We start from the raw sequence: 19,658 nt of genomic DNA on the forward strand, positions 1-19,658 counted from the left end.
TCCTCTGGAATTCGTGCTCTTACGTTACGCCGATTGACCCAGTTAAGTTGATCATAGCTGTCGCTGTCGGTTCAGGATTTCGCGGCGTCCCGCGACACTGCGGCCAGTTGCGCCGCTGGATAGACCGACTCCCATCCGCCGCCCAACGCTTTGTATAAACCGACCATCGCCAGGGAAACGCCAGTCGAGCTTTCCACCCATTGTTCCTGCGTGGCGAGCAAGGCGCTCTGGACGGTGAGAACGTTGACGAAATCGACCACGCCTTCCACGTATTGCTGCTGCGCGGTGCGCAGGGCGATCTGGTTCTGGCGGACGGCTTCGGCAAGGCTGTCGCGACGGCGTTGGCTGGCGTTGTAGGCAGTCAGTTGGTCATCAATTTCATGCCAGGCCCGCAGCACGGTTTGTTGATAAGCAATGGCCGCTTCCTGTTGCTGGGCTTCGCGCAATTGCAGCATCCCGCGCAAGCGTCCACCGTCGAACAGCGGCACGCTGAACTGCGGGCCGATGCCAAAAGCACGCGAGCCCCAGGAACCGAAATCGCTGAGTTGCATCGCCTGCGAACCGAGGTTGCCGGACAACGTGATGCGCGGGTAAAAATCACCCTTGGCCACGCCGATAGTGGCGGTGGCAGCATGCAAACGCGCTTCAGCCTGGCGGATGTCCGGACGGCGCTCGGCCAGTTGCGATGGCAAGCCAATGGCGACTTTCAGGGGCGATTGCGGCACCGCCGCGTCTGTGGATAACTCCCTGGCCAAGGCCTGTGGCGGTTCGCCCATCAACAGGCTGATCGCATTGATCAGTTGCGCCTGACGCTGTTCAAGGGCTGGAAGGCGTGCCTCGATGGCGGCGACCTGCGCGGCGGCTTCGGCGACGTCCAGGTCGGTCGCCACGCCATCGGCCAGGCGCAGCTGCGACAGTTTCAGGCTGTGCCGGGCGACGTCGAGGTTCTGCTCGGTGACGGCGCGGGTGTTCTGCACCCCGCGCAGCTGAATGTAGCTTTGCGCGGTGTCGGCGAGCACGGTCAGCAGCACACCGCGACGATCGTTTTCCGCCACTTCGAGACTGGCATCAGCGGCTTCGGTTTCACGGCGCACGCGGCCCCAGAAGTCCAGTTCCCACGAGGCCGAGAAGCCGGCGCCCCAGAGGTTGAAAGCGGAGTCCCCGTTGTGTCCGGACGGGTCGTTCAGGCCCTCGCCACTGTTGCGCTTGCGTGCGTAGCTGCCGGTGGCGGCGCTGTTCGGATAACGCTCGGCGGTGATCACCTGACGGGCAGCGCGGCTTTGCTGCAGGCGGCTGCTGGCCAGTTGCAGGTCGAGATTGCTGTTCAGTGCGCGCTGGGTGAGCGCCGAAAGCTGTGGGTCGTTGAAGACTTCCCACCAGCGCTCGTTCAGGGGCTCGCTGACGGCTTTGCTCGGGGCGGATTGGCTCGGCTTGGCCCAGTCGGCGGGTCGCGTGGCTTGAGGTTTCTGGAAGTCGGGGCCGATGGTGCAGGCGGTGAGACTCATTGTGAACAAGGCACTGAAGGTGAGTTGCTGCCACTGGCGCTTTCGCGAGCAGGCTCGCTCCCACATTCTGGAATGCGTTACCCTTGTGGGAGCGAGCCTGCTCGCGAAGGCGGCAGCCGATTCAACACTGATCATCGTTGCGTCACCTCGCGCCCGGAGGCCGCGGGACTCGCCGTATCAATACTCGCCTCAACCGACATCCCCACCCGCAGCCGCTCGGCCAATGACTGGCCCGGCGCCAAAACAACTTTCACCGGAATGCGCTGTACGACCTTGGTGAAGTTCCCCGTCGCGTTGTCCGGTTTCACCGCCGCGAAGGTCACGCCCGTTGCCGGCGCAATACTTTCGACACGCCCGCTCAAGGCTTCGCCGCCGAGGCTGTCGACACGCACTTGCACATCCTGCCCCGGCTGCACGTCGGTCAATTGGGTTTCCTGAAAGTTGGCGACCACATAAGCCTGCTGCAAGGGCACTACCGCCAGCAGTTTGCTGCCCGGCGTCACGTAGGCACCGACGCGCACCGCTCGCTCACCGATCATGCCGTCCTGCGGCGCGGTGATGCGCGTGTAGGACAGGTTGAAACTGGCGATTTCCAGCGCCGCTTGGGCGTGCTTCAAATTGCCTTCGGCAGCGTTGCGCTGGGCGGCAAGAATCTCGACCTGCTTGCGTTCGGCCGCCAGTTTCGCTGTTGCAGTGTCGAGCCGGGCAGACGCCTGATCGATGCGGGTGCGCGCTTGCTGCGCGTTCTGCACCGTGCCGGCGCCGACGCCGGCGAGGTGGTTGTAGCGGTTCAATTCCTGCTGGGCGAAAGCCATCTGAGCCTTGGCCGAGACCACCGAGGCTTGCGCCTGGGCGATCAACGACGCCTGCCGCTCCAGGGTCGCGTTGGCGTTCTGCAGCTGCGCCCGTGCCACCAGCGTCTGCGCATCCGCCGCTTCGGCTGCCGCGCGCAGATCACGATCATCGATCAGCGCCAGCAACTGCCCGGCCTTTACCTGCTGGTTGTCTTCGACCAGCACCTGCTTGATGAAGCCCGCCACACGCGGCACGACCAGGGTGAAGTCGGCCGAGACGAAGGCGTCATTGGTGGTTTGCTCGGTGCGTTTGCCGAACAGCCCGGGCATCGCCAGGTACACCAGCACACCGACCGCCAGTGCGGCGGCCACAGCCACCGCGAGTTTTTGCTTGGTTTGAGTCGTCATAAAAACCTTCTGTTTCAATGCAGCATCAGGTGGGCGCGCGCGGCGGATAGATCCGCGTCGGCAGCCAGAAAATCAGCAGGATCAACGCCACGGCGACGCCGGCCATGCACACGTAGAGATCGGACGAAGTCAGCACCACGGCCTGCTCGTGCAGACGGTGAGCGAGGCCCGGATCGCTGTGGTCGGCCAGCGGCGAATTGCCGAGGTTGTCGACCAACATGGTCGAATGGAAATGCAGGCGCGAGGTGGTCAGCGCCTCGATCACACCGGTGGCAACCACTGCCGCCAGGCCCTTGACCGTGTTGAACCACGCCGACGCGAACGGCCCCTCCATCGGTGTGATACTGCCAGTCGACAGCATCAGCAGCGGCAACACCGCCATCGGCTGGCCGAAAATCTGCAGCCATTGCAGAACGTAGAAATCATCACGAATCCACGCCGACGTCAGATGCGAACCGCCCAGGCAGGACAGCGCGAGCATGCCCAGACCAATGCCGAGCACCCAGCGGCAATCGACCCAGCGCAAGTTGCACAGCGCTGCCACCAATGGCAGCGCAACCAACTGCGGCAACGCGGCAATCAGCATGATCGGCGCCGTCTGGGCCGGACGGTAACCTTGAACCTGGGCCAGATAACTCGACGGGATCAGCACCACCGCCAGCAGCACGATCAGCACACCGGCAAGCGTAATCAGCGCAAACAACAGATTGCGGATGCCAAGCATCTGCAACTTGAAGAACGGAATCGGCTGCGACCACTCATTGATCAGAAAGGCCACCAGCAGCAGCGAGCCGGCGCCGAGCAAGGCACAGATCAGATTCGATTCGAACCAGTCCAGTCGATTGCCCTGCAACAGGCCGATAACCAGCATGCAGATCGCCGGAAAGCCCAGCAGCAACCCCTTCCAGTTGAACGATTTGAGGCGCTCCAGACGCAACGGGTCCTGCGGCAAACCGTACGCCACCGCAGCCATGGCGATCAGGCACGGCACGATGATTTGCCAGAACGTCCACTGCCAGCCGACGTATTCAGTCCACAGCCCCGCCAGCGGCGTGCCGAGCCCCGGGCCGAATGTCGCGGTCAGCGCATAGCCGGCCAGTCCGTAGAGCTTGATATTGGCCGGCAGAAAGCGCAGTGCGACGGTCATCAGCATCGGTGGTAATGCCCCGCCGGCCAGACCTTGAAGGGTGCGCATCAGCAGCAGGCTTTCGTAGTTCGGCGCAAACGGGCATAGCACGCCGAGCAAGGTGAACACGCTGATCGCGCACAGCGTGAAGCGGCGCAGCGAGAAGGTCACTGAGCACCACGGCGCGAAAGCCATGGCCGCAACCGAAGTGGCGGTGTAACTGGCGACCAGCCAGGTGCCTTCGTCATAACCGATGTGCAAAGCGCCGCGAATGTCGGCCAGCGCGACTTTGGTGACCATTTCGTTGAGGCCGCTGACCAGCACTGCCAACAGCACGCCAACCAGACCAATGATGATCCGCGCCCCGAATACCGGTGGCGCGGCCGCCGATGCCGGGCTGGCCGCGGCAAGGGGCGCCGAGACCGTCAGGGATGTCATGAGTGAAACTCCGGGAAGGGAAATACCGGAGCATTTTAGTGGGGCGTAATGCTGACGAAAATTGACTTGTTGGCAGGTTATAAATGCGTCAGACACAACGGTTGATACTGATGTGGGAGCGAGCCTGCTCGCGAAAGCGGTGGAACAGTCGCCACTGAAGTGACTGGCCCGACGCCTTCGCGAGCAGGCTCGCTCCCACAGGAAATCTCTGATGTCTGACGATTTATGGCTGTGCCGCCAACCACGTTTCATCGCAGCAAGTCTTGAGCGTTTCGCGCAACCAGCGGTGGGCCGGGTCCTTGTCGAAGCGCGGATGCCAAGCCTGCGTGAGCATCAGCATGGGCAGCGGAATCGGCAGATCGAATGAACGCAGCTTCAGGCCCAGTCGCCGCACGCTCAGCAGCGCTTCCTTGGGCACGGGCAGGATCAGGTCGGAGTCCGGCAAGGCAAACATTGCCGCATGAAAGCTCGGCGCGATCACCGCCACTCGGCGCTCCAGCCCCAATGCATTGAGCGCGGTGTCGATGGGACCTCGGGCAATGCCTCGGCGCGACATGCTGATGTGGGAGAACCCGGCGTAACGCTCGGCCGTGATTTCACCGTCAAGCAATGGGTGGTCCTCGCGCACCAGGCCGACGAAATGGGTAGAGAACAGGTTCTGGATTTTCACTTCCGGAGTCACCGGCCGGGTATTGCTGACGCTCAGGTCGATGCGCCCTTCGCGCAGCGCCTCGTCGTCGCCATCGCCCTCCGGAACAAACCGCAGCTCGCAGTGCGGGGCGAGCTGGTCGAGGGTATCGAACAGCTTGCCGCCGTAGACACCGACGAAAAAGTCATTGGCGCGAATGCTGAAACGCCGCCGCAAGGTGCCCAGTTCCACGGTGTCGGCGGAGCGGAACAGCAGCGCCGCCTGCTCGACTACATCGCGCACTTGTTCGCGCAGCTCAAGGGCTTTGGGCGTCGGCACCAGGCCACGCCCGGCGCGCACCAGAATCGGATCGCCAATGGCTTCGCGGATTCGGGTCAATGTGCGACTCATGGCGGCCGGGCTGAGGTTCATTCGCCGCGCGGCGCCGACCACGCTGCCCTCGTCGAGCAAAGCGTCGAGGGCGACCAGAAGGTTCATGTCCGGGAGTTGCATGCTGAGCACTCTTGGCTGATCTGGATTGATCCGGGCGCAATGCTAACAAACATCCTTCTAGAGTGGCGGTGCCACCGCTGGCCTCATCGCGAGCAGGCTCGCTCCCACCTTGGAATGCATTCTCCTCTGGGAGCGAGCTTGCTCGCGAAGAGGCCGGCCCAGCCAACGAAAATCTTATCGCTGCATACCCCACCGCTTGACGGTCACGCGTTCGAGGGTGGCAAACACCAGATTCTCCACCAGCAGGCCAATCAGGATCACCACCGCCAACCCCGCGAACACCTTGTCGGTGTACAGCTCGTTGCGATTCTGGAAGATGTACCAGCCCAGGCCACCCTTTCCGCTGGTCGCACCAAACACCAGTTCCGCCGCGATCAGCGTTCGCCAGGCAAACGCCCAGCCGATTTTCAGCCCCGCCAGAATCGATGGCAGCGCCGCCGGGATCAGTACGAACAACACCAGGCGCAAACCCTTGAGCCCATAATTTCGGCCAGCCATGCGCAAGGTTTCCGAGACGCCCAGAAACCCGGCGTAGGTATTCAGCGCCAGCGCCCACAAAACCGAATGCACCAGCACGAAAATCAGGCTGTTCTGCCCCAGCCCGAACCACAACAATGCCAGCGGCAGCAGGGCAATCGCCGGCAACGGGTTGAACATCGACGTCAGTGTGCTCAACAGATCGCGACCCAGTTGGGTCGAGACTGCCAACGTGGTCAGCGCGAACGCCAGGACGATGCCGATCAGGTACCCCTTGATCAGCACCACCAACGATATCCACACTTTTTCCAGCAGCTCGCCACTGAGCACGCCGTCGAACAGGGCATGCGCGGTCTGCAGAAATCCCGGCAGCATCAGGTCGTTGTTCTGAATCCGCGCGACCACTTCCCAGATGATCGCCAATACGATCAGGATCAGGCTTTTGCGCAGCCAGCCTTGTTGCCACAGCCGTGTGCCGAGTGGCAGTTCACGCTCGACCGGAACGTCGGTCAGCGGCTCGAGCACGGTTTCGAATTCTTCACGCACAGATGATGAAAGGCTCATCGGGTAATCCTCCTGGCCGCTCAATAGGCGATGCGAATATCGCTGAAGTCATGTTCACGCTCGGTCTCCGGCGAGTGGCCTTCGTCGAACAGCAGACGATGAATGCGCCGCGCCGATTCCTGAAACGCCACGCCGCCGAGGCTTTGAAAATCGTATTGATGACTGTGCACTTCGGCGCGCACCCGGCCGGGATGCGGCGAGAGCAAGAGGATGCGATTGCCGACCACCAGTGCTTCTTCAATCGAGTGCGTGACGAACAGTAAGGTGAAGCGCACTTCTTCCCAGAGCCGCAGCAACTCCTCTTGCATCTTGCGTCGGGTCAGCGCATCGAGTGCGGCGAAGGGTTCGTCCATCAACAGGATTTTCGGCTGCATGGCCAATGCCCGGGCGATCGCCACCCGCGCTTTCATGCCGCCGGACAAGGTATGCGGATAGGCGTCGGCGAACGCAGCCAGCCCGACCTTTTCCAGATAGTGCAGCGCACGCTCTTGCGCGTCTTTTTTGTTCAAGGTGCGCGAGGCGAGCAACGGAAACATCACGTTCTGTTTGACGGTTTTCCACGGCGGCAATTGGTCGAATTCCTGAAACACCACGATCCGGTCCGGCCCCGGCGCATCGACGCGCTGACCTTGCAGACGGATCTCGCCTTCGCACGGCTGGATGAAGCCCGCGACCGCTTTGAGCAGGGTCGATTTACCGCAGCCGGACGGGCCGAGCAGGACAAAACGATCGGCGGGGTCGATGGCGAAACTGACTTGGTGAGTGGCACGCACCACGCGCTGCGGCGTGCGGTACTCAAGGCTGACGTGATCGACGGCCAACAACGCTTCGCGGTGGGCGATCGAGTTGCTGGCCGCGTGGCCTGGCAAAGGGGCGTTCATGGTCGGTCTCCGGCAAATCAGAAAGGCGCGTCGCCCTGGATGGTCGTGCGATACAGCTTGCGACGCAGGTGTGCGGGGCAGCCGGCGGCGAGGTGGATCAGCGAACGGTTGTCCCAGAACACCAGATCGTGAGGTTCCCACTGATGGCGGTAGATATTTTGCGGCAGCACGCTGTGCGCGTAGAGCTCGGCCAGCAATTGGCGGCTTTCATCTTCCGGCAGGCCGACGATGCGTGTGGTGAAGCCTTCACTGACGAACAACGCCTTGCGCCCGTTTTCCGGATGGGTGCGCACCACCGGGTGTACCACTTCGGCGACTTGGGCCAGTTGTTCAGGGGTCAGGGTCGGGCGCCAGTTGCCTTCGAATTTGGTTTCGCTGTAGCGCGCGGTGTAGGAATGCGCGGCAAAGCGTCCTCCGACAGCGTTGCGCAAGGCTACGGGCAGGTCGTCCCAAGCTTTGTGCATGTCAGCAAACAGCGTGTCACCGCCTTCGGAGGGAAGCTCTTGCGCATGCAGCATCGAGCCGAGGCTTGGCAGCTCTTTGTATGAGAGGTCGGAATGCCAGAACTTGCCGGCGTCACCGAGGCCGATGTTCTGACCGTTCTCGATGATGTTGGAAACGATAAGAATTTCCGGGTGATCGGCCAGCAGAAACTGCTTGAGCACATGGATCTGCAGCACGCCGAAGCGGCGGCTGAAGTCGATTTGCTGTTGCGGGGTGATCTGCTGGTCACGGAAGACCACGACGTGGTGATCAAGGTGCGCGCGGTGGATGCGCGCGAAGTCCCGATCATTGACCGGCCGGCTCAGGTCGAGGCCAACAATCTCGGCGCCGACGGCACCGCTGAAAGGACGGATCTCAAAAATTTGCGACGCGGCCGTCGCGGCGCTCGGGGTGGCAGTAGCTGCGGACATTATTCATCTCCCACGTACGGCGCGCTCACGGGCGCGCACGTCGATCAAACACTCACGCTTGATTGCGTGTCGGTTCATGGCGTGCGGCGCGCCGATTGGTCGGCAGGTACGCAGGGAGTGACTTTATAGCTATAAGAATTTGAAATTAAATACCGTTATTGAATAACGATATGGCGGTTGGTGAGGACGCGGGTGACCATTTGTGTCACTTACCGACAGATGTGTAGCGCTCCGGCAGACGCCTTCGCGAGCGAGCTCGCTCCCAAAGGGATATTCGCCAGACACATCCTCTGTGCTCATTGAACATTACCTGTGGGAGCGAGCCTGCTCGCGAAGAGGCCGGCCGCAGCGCTAGAGATCAGCGTTCGTGCAACGCCTCGGCCCGCGCCCGAATAATCGGCTTGAGCAAATAGCTCAACACCGATTTCTTGCCGGTGATGATGTCCACCGAGGCGACCATCCCCGGGATAATCAGCAATGGCTTTTCATCGGTACCCAAGTGGCTGCGCTCGGTGCGCACCTTGATCACGTAGTAGGTGGTCTTCTTGTCTTCATCGGTAATGGTGTCGGCGCCGATCTGCTCCAGTTGGGCCTTCAACCCGCCGTAGATGGTGTAGTCATACGCGGTGAATTTGACGATGGCTTCCTGCCCCGGATGCAGAAAGGCGATATCCTGCGGCCGGATCTTGGCTTCGACCAACAAGGTGTCGTCCAGCGGCACGATTTCCACCATGTCGCTGCCCGGCTGGATAACGCCGCCGATGGTGTTGACCAGCAGTTTGTTGACGATACCGCGCACCGGCGAGGTTACCAACGTGCGGCTGACGCGATCTTCCAGGGCCTTGCCGGTGGCCTGGGCCTTGTTGAGATCAGTACGTGCTTCGTTAAGCTGGGTCAGCGCTTCGCTGCGGAATTTGCCCCGGGTCTCGTCGATCTTGCGTTGCACTTCCTTGATCGCCGATTCGGCGCGGGGAATCGCCAACGTCGTAGCGTCGAGCTGACCACGGGTTTCCACTTCGGCACGCTTGAGGCGCAACACTTCCACCGGGGAAACCGCGCCTTGCGCCACCAACGGCTCGGACATGTTGATTTCCTGACGCTGCAAGGCGAGTTGCTGACGGTACTGCGCCTGTTTGGAGCTGAACTCACGCAGCTCTTGCTGACGCTGGATCAACTGCTCCTGCAGGCCGCCGATCTCGTCGTGCAATTGCTGACGGCGACTGACGTAAAGGGACTCCTCGCTTTTCGCCTGACCCGGCACCGCTTTGAGCACGTCCTCGGGGAAACTCAGCGGGCGGTCATCGACTTCGGCACTCAGACGCTCGACCCGCAGCAGCATCGACAGGCGATCGGCCTCGGTTTCGCCAACGTTGGAGGCGAAACGCGTGTCGTCGAGACGAATCAGCGGCGCGCCGGCTTCGACGATCTGGCCTTCCTTGACGAACAGCTCGGCAACGATCCCGCCCTCAAGGTTCTGGATTTTCTGAATCTTCGACGAAGGAATGGCCTTGCCGTCGCCCTTGGTCACTTCGTCGATCACGGCGAAGTTGGCCCAGAGCATGAGGAATATGAAGAAGCCGATGATTGCCCAGATGGTCAGGCGCACGACGCGCGGGGCGTCCTCGATCAGCGCCTTGTTGACCTCCGGAAGCGGCTGCCCATGCAGCGAGGCAGAACCCTTGAAGTAGCGACGGATCGACTCCTTGACACCGGACTTAAGCAACACTGATCTGCCCCTTCTTCAACGCTTCCATCACGGCGGCTTTAGGGCCGTCCGCGAGAATCTGCCCGCGATCGATCACCAGCAGACGATCCACCAGCGACAACAGCGACGCCCGGTGCGTCACCAGCACCACGGTCTTGTTTTCAATGACTGCCGCGAGGCGTTGCTTGAGGCGTTCTTCGCCGGTGTTGTCCATTGCGCTGGTCGGCTCGTCCATCAACAGGATCGGCGGATTGAGCAGCAGTGCCCGGGCCAGCGCGACGTTTTGCCGTTGACCGCCGGACAGGTTCTGCCCGCGCTCGCCGACTTGCAGCTCATAGCCTTGCGGGTGCAGGCGGGCAAACTCGTGGACGCCGGCAAGCTCGGCGGCTTGCAGCACGAGTTCGTCCTCGACATACCGCGCACCGGACACCAGGTTGTCCCGAAGCGTGCCGGCCAGCAATTGAATGTCCTGCGGCACGTAGCCGATGTTGTAGCGTAACTCGCTGACGTCAATCTGGCGGATATCCACACCGTCCACCAGCAGTGCGCCGTCGTCCGGCTGATACAGGCCCACCAGCAGTTTTGCCAGCGAACTCTTGCCCGAACCGCTGCGGCCGATGATGCCGATTTTCTCGCCGGGACGAATGACCAGGTTGATGTTTTTCAGCGCCGGATTCTGTTGTTCCGGATAGGTGAAACTCAGCTGGCGGCATTCGATGGCGCCCTGCAGGACCTTACGGCTGAGCGGGCGCTCTTCGAAGTTGCGCTCTTGCGGCAGCTCCATCATTTGGTCGACCGAGGTCATGGTCACCCGCGCCTGCTGGTAACGGGTCAGCAGGCCGGACAGCGAAGCCAGCGGACTCAGTGCGCGGCCGCTGAGCATGTAGCAGGCGATCAGGCCGCCCATGCTCAGGTTGCCGGCGATGATCTGGTAGACCCCGAAAACGATCATGATCACCCCGGCCAGTTGCTGGATCAGCAAGGTGATGTTCATCGCCAGGCCGGAGAGCATTTTCACGCGCAACTCGAGACGACTGAGGGTGCCGATGGTTTGTTCCCACTGGTACTGGCGCTCGCTTTCAGCGTTGTTGACCTTGACCGCGTCCAGACCGGCGAGGGTCTCGATCAGGCTCGACTGGCGCTCGGCGCCCAGGGCCATGGTGCGTTCCATGGTTGCCACCAGCGGCTTCTGCAAGGCGTAACCGATCAGCAGCGCGATCGGAAAAGCCAGCACCGGAATCCACACCAGATGCCCACCGAGAATGGCGATGACTATAAAGATGAGGAGCGTGAACGGCAGGTCGATCAGACTGGTCAGCGTCAGCGAGGCGAGGAAATCGCGCAGGCTCTGAAATTCGTGGATGTTCTGCGCGAAGCTGCCGACCCGCGCCGGGCGGTACTTCATGGACATGCCCACAATGCGCTCGAACAAGGTCGCCGAGATGATCAGGTCGGTTTTCTTGCCGGCCAGATCCAGGCACAGGCTGCGCAGGCTCTTCAGGATCAGGTCAAAGAGGTAAGCGCCAGTGATACCCAGCGCGAGCACCCACAGGGTCGCTTCGGCCTGGTTCGGTACCACGCGGTCGTAGACGTTCATCACGAACAGCGGCGCAGCCATGGCGATGATGTTGATCAGGAAACTGGCGGCGATGGCGTCGGCGTAAAGCCAGCGCGAACGCTTGAGGGTATCGCGAAACCATGAACGCGCGCGGGGAATCAGCGTGCCGTGGTTGACGTCGAACTTGTGTTGCGGTTGAGCGAAGAACACTTTGCCGGTGTAGTCGTCGGCCAGCAGTTCGCGGTTGACCACGGATTCGCCGCCATCGCTTTCACTGAGCAGCACCCGCACTTCGTCATCACCCTGCCAGCCAAGCAGAACGGCACTGCGACCGTCCTTGAGCAACAGCAACGCTGGCATGGCAATCGCCGGAATTTCCTCCAGCTTGCGCTGCAACACACGCCCCTGCAGACCGGCGCGAGCCGCCGCGCGGGGCAGCAATTCGACACTCAAACGTTGTTTGGGCAGCGGCAGGCCGGTGGTCAGCATCGCGGCGCTGGCCGGCTTCTGGTGCAACATGCAAAGGGCTAGCAGACCATCCAGTAAAGGATCGTCGTGCAACGCGCGTGGATCATGACTGAGTTGAACTCGACTGACTTCTGATTCCACGCTCGACACTCTTCAACAGTTGAAAGGGATAACTCAATTCATCCCAGGCAGCTGGACCTTGGGCTTCACGTCGTTCTGCACAACGGATGCCAACGGTGCGACCACTCCCTGGCTTCTGAGCAATTCGCCCATGGTCGCCTTGATTCGGTACTGAGTAAATAACTGAATGTTCTTGATCTCGGCCAGACGCCGCGATGCGGTGAAGAGCTCGTTTTCGCTGTCGAGCAAGTCAAGCAAGGTGCGCTCGCCGAGGCTGAATTGACGCTGGTAAGCGGTGCGCACCGAGGTGCTGTGATCAACGTACTGCTGGGCGATCGGCACCTGGGCATTAGCGTTATTCAGGGCATTCCAGGCCAGGCCGAGTTCTTCGTTCAATTGACGCAGGGCGTTGTTGCGGATGTCCAGCGCTTGGCTGGCCAGGTACGACTTGGACTCAAGATCAGCCTTGTTGCTACCACCCGAGTACAGGTTGAAGCGCATGCGCAGCATGGCCTGCCACTCATTGTTATGACCATTCTGGCCGTCGAGATCGTTGTCGGCGGTGCGGCCCAGCTCGGCGTCGAAGCGCGGGTAGAACGTTGACTTGGCGGTGGCGTACTGCTTCTCGGCAGCGGCGATATCCGACTCGGCCGAACGCAGGATCGGGCTGTTCTCCAGCATCTGCTGGCGCGCTTCATTGAGGTTGGCCGGCATCATCGCCATAAAAGGCGCCGGACGCTCCAGTTGGTCCGGCATCTGACCCACGGCGCTGAGGAAGTTGGTTTCGGCGTCGGCGAGGTTGGTCTGCTCGGTGATCAGGTTGTTGCGGGCCTGGGCCATGCGGGCCTCGGCCTGGTCGAGGTCGGCACCGCTGCCGACGCCGCGCTGGGTGCGCAACTGGATCTGGTCGTAGATGCGCTGGTGGCTCTTGAGGTTTTCCTCGGCCAGACGCACGAATTCGCGACGGGTCAGCACATCCAGATAAACCTGAGCGACGGTCAGCGCGGTGCGCTCCGAAGTGCCCAATAACGAATATGCGCGGGAGCTGACGTTGGCTTGTTGACGCGCAACTTCGTTGGAGGTCGCAAAACCGTCAAAAACCATTTGCGAGAGACGTAAACTTGACTCGCTGCGGTTCAAGGTCTCCCAGTGATTGCCACCACCGTTCGCCCGAGTGGTCACGCTGTCCGTGCCTTCGCGGCCGTAACCGCCCAGCAGATCAACCTTGGGCAGGTATCCCCCTTTCGCTGCCTTTAACTGATAATCCGCCGCCAATCGACTGTTGACCCCTGCCTGAACCTCCGGATGGACATCCAGCGCCTGTTGCATGGCTTCTGGTAAGGATTGTGCTTGTACGAAAGAAGCGGCGAGCGCGAAGGGTACCGCCATGAACAAAGGCAAACGCATGGTAATAATTTTCCAGAACTGCTTGTCGTGAATCACAGCAAAAGTGTCGAGCTGCGTTGGAGGATGGCAACCGGAATGACCGTATGTCGGAAAGTTCAAAACGGGAACTGAATCACGCGCTGAAGGGCAGGTCGCCGGGGAAATATCAATGTGACATTAGTGGGACGATTGTTTAGGATGGCAACCATAAGGTCAATAGTTTGGCATAAAGTTTAGGTCGAAAGAATATAGCCAAAATATTGACGATTTACTGGCGTCAAACTTGTAGCGCGATTTTTTAAAGTACGTCCAGACTGAATTGGCATCCATGCCTTCAGGCCCATGGAAGTCAACTGAATGTGGCACCCGGAGAGTCTTCAATGAGCAGTGTTGTTGCCGTCGTCAAAAGCATTGTCGGTCAGGTTTTCGTGGTGTCCCCAGAGGGCGTGCGTCGCGTACTCGTTGAAGGTGATCGCCTGTACGTCGGCGACCAGATCGACACCGGTCTCTCCGGCGCCGTGTCGCTTGAACTGGCCGATGGCCGCACGCTCGACCTGGGCCGCGAAACCCAGTGGAGCGCCAGCACGCCCGATTCCAGCAATGACCTGGCCGAAGCCACCGCGCAGGCTGCGCCGTCTGTAGAAGAACTGCAGCAAGCCATCGCCGCCGGTATCGACCCGACTACCGCGCTTGAGTCCACCGCGGCCGGCCCGAGCGCCGCAGGCACTGGCGGCGCTGCCGGTGGCGGCCACAGTTTCGTCATGCTCGACGCTACGGCTGGTCGCGTCGATCCGACCATTGGCTTTCCAACAGCGGGCATCAACTCTGGCGGCCAGATCGCCCAGGACACCACCGGTGGCCAGACCACCGATACCACGACAACGGCCCAGCGTGATTCGACGCTGACACTCAGCGCCACCCCGACCATCACCGAAGCCGGCGGCGTGCTGGTCTACACAGCGACCCTGACTCAGGCGCCGCTGACCGACCTGACCATTACGCTGTCCAACGGCTCGGTGATCGTGATCCCGGCCGGCTCCACCACCGGAACCGTCAACGTGCCGCTGGCACCCAACGACACGGTTTACAACGACCCGACCCAGATCGACGTGACGGTCACCGGCACCACCGGCGGCAATGGCATCACCGTGACCCCGCCGACCATTCCGGCGACGACCCAGGTCACCGACACCGTTGACACCACTACCGTCACCCTGACGGCGGGCAGCACCGTTACTGAAGGCGGCCAGATCACCTACACCGCGACCCTGACCAACCCGGCGCAAACGCCGGTCACCGTCACCCTGTCGAACGGTTCGACCGTCACCATCGCTGCGGGCCAGACCACCGGCACCGTCAACGTGCCGACCGCGGCCAACGACGTTTACAACAACGGCAGCACAGTCAGCACCACAATCACCGGCGCTACCGGCGGCAACTTCGAAAATCTGGTGCCAAACCCGACGCCAGCAGTCACCACGATTGCCGACTCGGTCGATAACACCGGCCTGACGCTGACCGCCACCAATAATGTCGTCGAGGGTGGTCAGATCACCTACACCGCGACCCTGACCAACCCGGCGCAAACGCCGGTCACCGTCACCCTGTCGAACGGTTCGACCATCACCATCGCTGCAGGCCAGACGACCGGCACCGTAAATGTGCCGACTGCGGCGAATGATGTTTACAACAATGGCAGCACTGCCAGCACCACCATCACCGGCGCTACCGGCGGCAACTTCGAAAATCTGGTGCCAAACCCGACGCCAGCAGTCACGACCATTGCCGACTCGGTCGATAACACCGGCCTGACGCTCACCGCGACCAACAACGTCGTTGAAGGCGGTCAGATCACCTACACCGCGACGCTGACCAACCCGGCGCAAACGCCGGTCACCGTCACACTGTCGAACGGTTCGACCATCACCATCGCTGCAGGCCAGACGACCGGCACCGTAAACGTGCCAACTGCGGCGAATGACGTTTACAACAACGGCAGCACTGTCAGCACCACAATCACCGGCGCTACCGGCGGCAACTTCGAAAATCTGGTGCCAAACCCGACGCCAGCAGTCACCACGATTGCCGACTCGGTCGATAACACCGGCCTGACGCTGACCGCGACCAACAACGTCGTTGAAGGCGGTCAGATCACCTACACCGCGACGCTGACCAACCCGGCGCAAACGCCGGTCACCGTCACACTGTCGAACGGTTCGACCATCACCATCGCTGCGGGCCAGACCACCGGCACCGTCAACGTGCCGACCGCAGCGAATGATGTTTACAACAACGGCAGCTCTGTCAGCACCACCATCACTGGCGCTTCCGGCGGCAACTTCGAAAATCTGGTGCCAAACCCGACGCCAGCAGTCACGACCATTTCTGATTCGATCGACGATACGGGCGTGAGCCTGAGCGCTTCGGGCTCCGTGGCCGAGGGTGGTTCGATCGTTTACACCGCGACCCTGACAAATCCGGCCGGCACTCCGGTCACCGTGACCCTGAGCAACGGCTCGGTCATCACCATCGAGGCCGGCAAAACCACCGGCACCGTGACTGTTCCGGCGCCAGCAGACGACGTCTATAAAGACGCCGGCACCGTCGAAGTCACCATCAAGGACGCGACGGGCGGTAACTTCGAGAACCTCGTTCCGAGCACCACACCAGCGATCACCCAAATCACCGACACCGTCGACACCTCGACCGTAAAACTGACCGCTGACACCTCGGTCGCTGAAGGCGGCACTGTCACGTATACCGCCACCGTAGGGGCGCCAGTGACGGGCTCCCCGGTTGTGGTGACCCTGGCCAACGGCCAGAGCATCACTATCGCCGTAGGCCAGACGTCCGGCACGGTCACCACCACTGCGCCAAATGACGCGCTGGCCGGCAATGCACCGCTGACCAACTCGATCACCGGCGTGAGCGGCGGCAACTACGAAGATCTGGTCGCTGACAAAACACCGGTATCGACCACTGTTACCGATGTCGTCGACACCACCAACCTGACGCTGAGCGCGACCGGAACAGTGGTTGAAGGCGGCTCGATCGTTTACACCGCGACTTTGACCAATCCGGCTGGCTCGCCAGTCACCGTGACCCTGAGCAACGGCTCGGTCATCACCATCGAGGCCGGCAAGACCACGGGAACCGTAACCGTTCCAGCGCCAGCCGATGACGTCTATAAGGATGCCGGCAAAGTCGAAGTCACCATCAAGGACGCTACTGGCGGCAACTTCGAAAACCTGGTGCTGAGCGCTACCCCGGCGGTCACCGACGTCAGTGACACTGTCGATACGTCGACAGTCAAATTGACTGCCGACACGTCGGTAGCTGAAGGTGGCGCCGTTACTTACACCGCCACTGTTGGCGCGCCCGTCACCGGTTCGCCAGTGACCGTGACCCTGGCCAATGGTCAGGCGATCACGATTGGAGTCGGTCAAACCACCGGCACCGTGACCTTCACCGCGCCAAATGATGCGCTGACCGGTCAGGCTTCACTGACCAACTCGATTACCAACGTCAGCGGTGGTAACTACGAAAATCTGGTCGCCGACAAGACGCCGGTGTCTACGACCGTGACCGACGTTGCCGACACCACCAACCTGTCGCTCTCCGCGACCGGTTCCGTGGCCGAGGGCGGCCAGATCACTTATACCGCCACGCTGACGAATCCGGCCGGCACCCCGGTAACAGTGACCCTGAGCAACGGTTCGGTGATCACCATCGAGGCCGGTAAAACCACGGGAACAGTGACCGTTCCAGCGCCAGCCGATGACGTCTATAAGGATGCCGGCAAAGTCGAAGTCACCATCAAGGATGCCACTGGCGGCAACTTCGAAAAACTCGTTGCGAGCTCGACTCCAGCGGTTACCAATGTCACCGACACCGTTGACACCTCGACCGTAAAACTGACCGCTGACACCTCGGTCGCTGAAGGTGGCACCGTCACGTACACCGCTACCGTGGGCGCGCCAGTGACCGGTTCGCCTGTCGTCGTGACGTTGGCCAACGGTCAGCAGATCACCATCGACATCGGCAAGACCGCCGGCACCGTGACCACCACGGCGGCGAACGACGTGCTGACGGGCAATGCACCGCTGACCAATGCGATCACCAACGTCAGCGGCGGCAATTACGAAAACCTGGTTGCCGACAAAACTCCGGTCAGCACTTCCGTGACTGACACCGTCGATACCACCACCGTTTCGCTGACCGCCACCGGCAACGTCAATGAAGGCGGACAGATCACCTACACCGCGTCGCTGACCAACCCGGCCGGCACGCCGGTCACCGTGACGCTGAGCAACGGCTCGATCATCACCATCGACGCCGGCAAGACCACCGGCACCGTGACCGTTCCGGCACCGACCGATGACGTCTACAAGGACGCCGGCAAAGTCGAAGTCACGATCAAGGAAACCTCGGGCGGCAACTTCGAAAACCTGGTGGCCAACCCGACGCCTGCAGTGACCAATGTCGCCGACACGGTCAACACCACGCAGCTGACCCTCAGCGCTGAAAGCTATGTGCTCGAAGGTGCCTCGATCACCTACACCGCGACCCTTAGCAACGCCGCGCAAACGCCGGTGACCGTGAATCTGAGCAATGGCCAGACCATCACCATCGAAGCCGGCAAGACCAGCGGATCGGTGACGATCGCGGCGCCGAGCGATGACGTCTACAAGGACGTCAGCACGCTCACCGTGACCATGACCGATGCCAGCGGTGGCAACTTCGAGAAGCTCGACATCAGCAAGACGCCGGTCAGCACCACGGTCAACGACACCGTTGATAAAACCACCTTGACGTTGAGCGCCAGCGACACCGTCAGCGAGGGTGGCCAGATCACCTACACCGCGACCCTGAGCAACCCGGCAGGCACCGCCATGACCGTGACCCTGGCCAACGGCGCGGTGATCAACATCGCCGCCGGCGCTACCAGCGGTTCGGTGAATTTCCCGGCGCCAGCCAACACCCCGTACATCGACGGCGGTAAGGTCCAGACGGCGATTGCCAGCCACAGCGGCGGCAATTTCGAGCGCGTCGATGCTGATCGCTCACCTGCCATGACCAAAGTAACCGACGCCGTCGACACCACCAATATCAGCCTGAGCGCCACCGGCACTGTTGCCGAGGGAGGCTCGATCATCTACACCGCGACCCTGAGCAATCCGGCCGGCACGGCCATGAAAGTGACCCTGAGCAACGGCGCGGTAATCAACATTGCCAAGGGCGCGACCACCGGCACCGCGACCGTCGCGGCGCCCGGTGATGACGTGTACAAGGACGCCGGCAACGTCGATGCAAGCATCACCAAGACCAGCGGCGGCAACTTCGAGAACCTGGTGGTCGACAAAACCCCGGCGGTGACATCAATCACCGACACCATCGATAACAGCACCGTTTCGCTGACAGCCAGCGCCAGCACCGTCGAAGGCGGCGTGGTTGTCTACACCGCGTCCTTGACCGCGCCGGTCACAGGCTCGCCGGTGGTGGTGAGTCTGTCCAACGGCCAGACCATCACCATTCCGGTCGGCGCCAGCAGCGGCACGGTCAACTTCACAGCACCGAACGATGCATTGGCCGGCGGCAATACGCTGAGCGTGAAAATCGACGGCGCCAGCGGGGGCAACTACGAAAACCTGGTGGCTGACAAAACTCCGGCCGTGACTTCGGTGACGGATACCGTCGACACCACCAACCTGTCGCTGAGTGCCACTGGCTCCGTTGCCGAAGGTGGCTCGATTGTTTACACCGCTACGCTGACCAACCCGGCCGGCACACCGGTCACCGTGACCTTGTCGAACGGCGCCGTGATCACCATCAAAGCGGGCGAAACCAGCGGCACCGCAACCGTTGCTGCACCGACTGACGACGTCTACAAAGATGCCGGCTCCGTGCAGGCAACAATCACCACTGCCACCGGCGGAAATTTCGAGAACCTCGTTCCGAGCACCACGCCAGCGGTTACTCAGGTCACCGATACCATCGACACCTCGACGGTCAAACTGACCGCCGACACCTCGGTGGCTGAAGGCGGCACCGTGACTTACACCGCCACGGTTGGTGCGCCGGTTACCGGTTCGCCAGTCGTCGTGACCTTGGCCAACGGCCAGAACATCACCATCGCTGTCGGTCAAACCACCGGTACCGCGACCTTCACCGCA

General features: G+C 61.6%; 11 protein-coding genes. 1 reads left to right on the plus strand and 10 read right to left on the minus strand.

Translation table 11 applies throughout. From position 1 onward, the window contains the following. Window positions 1-71: 71 nt before the first annotated feature. The 10 genes from HU727_RS19845 to HU727_RS19890 form a co-directional block, all read right to left on the minus strand. Window positions 72-1,640 (minus strand): efflux transporter outer membrane subunit, encoded by a 1,569-nt coding sequence (locus tag HU727_RS19845; RefSeq protein ID WP_186534005.1) that lies wholly within the window; start codon window positions 1,638-1,640, stop codon window positions 72-74. Next, window positions 1,637-2,707 carry an HlyD family secretion protein gene (locus tag HU727_RS19850; protein ID WP_186534006.1) on the minus strand — a complete coding sequence of 357 codons (1,071 nt, stop codon included), beginning with the start codon at window positions 2,705-2,707 and terminating at the stop codon, window positions 1,637-1,639. Before HU727_RS19850 ends, HU727_RS19845 begins: the two co-directional genes overlap by 4 nt. A gap of 25 nt (window positions 2,708-2,732) precedes the next feature. Then, window positions 2,733-4,271 (minus strand): MFS transporter, encoded by a 1,539-nt coding sequence (locus tag HU727_RS19855; protein WP_186534007.1) that lies wholly within the window; start codon window positions 4,269-4,271, stop codon window positions 2,733-2,735. Between the two features lie 223 nt (window positions 4,272-4,494). Beyond that, a complete protein-coding gene (locus tag HU727_RS19860; RefSeq protein WP_186534008.1) occupies window positions 4,495-5,412 on the minus strand; it encodes a LysR family transcriptional regulator in 918 nt (305 codons plus the stop codon). A 174-nt stretch (window positions 5,413-5,586) separates the two neighbouring features. Then, window positions 5,587-6,453, minus strand: coding sequence for an ABC transporter permease (locus HU727_RS19865; protein WP_186534009.1), 867 nt, complete (start codon window positions 6,451-6,453; stop codon window positions 5,587-5,589). Between the two features lie 20 nt (window positions 6,454-6,473). Next, window positions 6,474-7,334, minus strand: coding sequence for an ABC transporter ATP-binding protein (locus HU727_RS19870; protein WP_186534010.1), 861 nt, complete (start codon window positions 7,332-7,334; stop codon window positions 6,474-6,476). A 17-nt stretch (window positions 7,335-7,351) separates the two neighbouring features. Then, window positions 7,352-8,248 (minus strand): TauD/TfdA dioxygenase family protein, encoded by an 897-nt coding sequence (locus HU727_RS19875; protein WP_186534011.1) that lies wholly within the window; start codon window positions 8,246-8,248, stop codon window positions 7,352-7,354. Between the two features lie 358 nt (window positions 8,249-8,606). After that, the gene (locus tag HU727_RS19880; protein WP_186534012.1) at window positions 8,607-9,974 is read right to left on the minus strand and encodes an HlyD family type I secretion periplasmic adaptor subunit; all 1,368 of its coding nucleotides are present in this window, start codon (window positions 9,972-9,974) and stop codon (window positions 8,607-8,609) included. Beyond that, a complete protein-coding gene (locus HU727_RS19885; RefSeq protein WP_186534013.1) occupies window positions 9,964-12,120 on the minus strand; it encodes a type I secretion system permease/ATPase in 2,157 nt (718 codons plus the stop codon). Before HU727_RS19885 ends, HU727_RS19880 begins: the two co-directional genes overlap by 11 nt. 33 nt (window positions 12,121-12,153) lie before the next feature. Beyond that, complete coding sequence (locus tag HU727_RS19890; protein WP_186534014.1) at window positions 12,154-13,506, minus strand: TolC family outer membrane protein; 1,353 nt, start codon at window positions 13,504-13,506, stop codon at window positions 12,154-12,156. A 359-nt stretch (window positions 13,507-13,865) separates the two neighbouring features. Between HU727_RS19890 and HU727_RS19895 the strand changes: the two genes are divergently transcribed. Continuing rightward, window positions 13,866-19,658: retention module-containing protein (locus tag HU727_RS19895; RefSeq protein WP_217847139.1), on the plus strand; the 5,793-nt coding region annotated here is incomplete at its 3' end.

Origin of the sequence: Pseudomonas khorasanensis, from assembly GCF_014268505.2 — a bacterium.
Lineage (GTDB): Bacteria > Pseudomonadota > Gammaproteobacteria > Pseudomonadales > Pseudomonadaceae > Aquipseudomonas > Aquipseudomonas khorasanensis.

Coding starts and splice junctions, on each gene's coding strand:
- HU727_RS19855 (WP_186534007.1), bottom strand. CDS start 4,271: ATGACATCCCTGACGGTCTCGGCGCCCCTTGCCGCGGCCAGCCCGGCA.
- HU727_RS19875 (WP_186534011.1), bottom strand. CDS start 8,248: ATGTCCGCAGCTACTGCCACCCCGAGCGCCGCGACGGCCGCGTCGCAA.
- HU727_RS19850 (WP_186534006.1), bottom strand. CDS start 2,707: ATGACGACTCAAACCAAGCAAAAACTCGCGGTGGCTGTGGCCGCCGCA.
- HU727_RS19865 (WP_186534009.1), bottom strand. CDS start 6,453: ATGAGCCTTTCATCATCTGTGCGTGAAGAATTCGAAACCGTGCTCGAG.
- HU727_RS19845 (WP_186534005.1), bottom strand. CDS start 1,640: ATGATCAGTGTTGAATCGGCTGCCGCCTTCGCGAGCAGGCTCGCTCCC.
- HU727_RS19870 (WP_186534010.1), bottom strand. CDS start 7,334: ATGAACGCCCCTTTGCCAGGCCACGCGGCCAGCAACTCGATCGCCCAC.
- HU727_RS19890 (WP_186534014.1), bottom strand. CDS start 13,506: ATGCGTTTGCCTTTGTTCATGGCGGTACCCTTCGCGCTCGCCGCTTCT.
- HU727_RS19860 (WP_186534008.1), bottom strand. CDS start 5,412: ATGCAACTCCCGGACATGAACCTTCTGGTCGCCCTCGACGCTTTGCTC.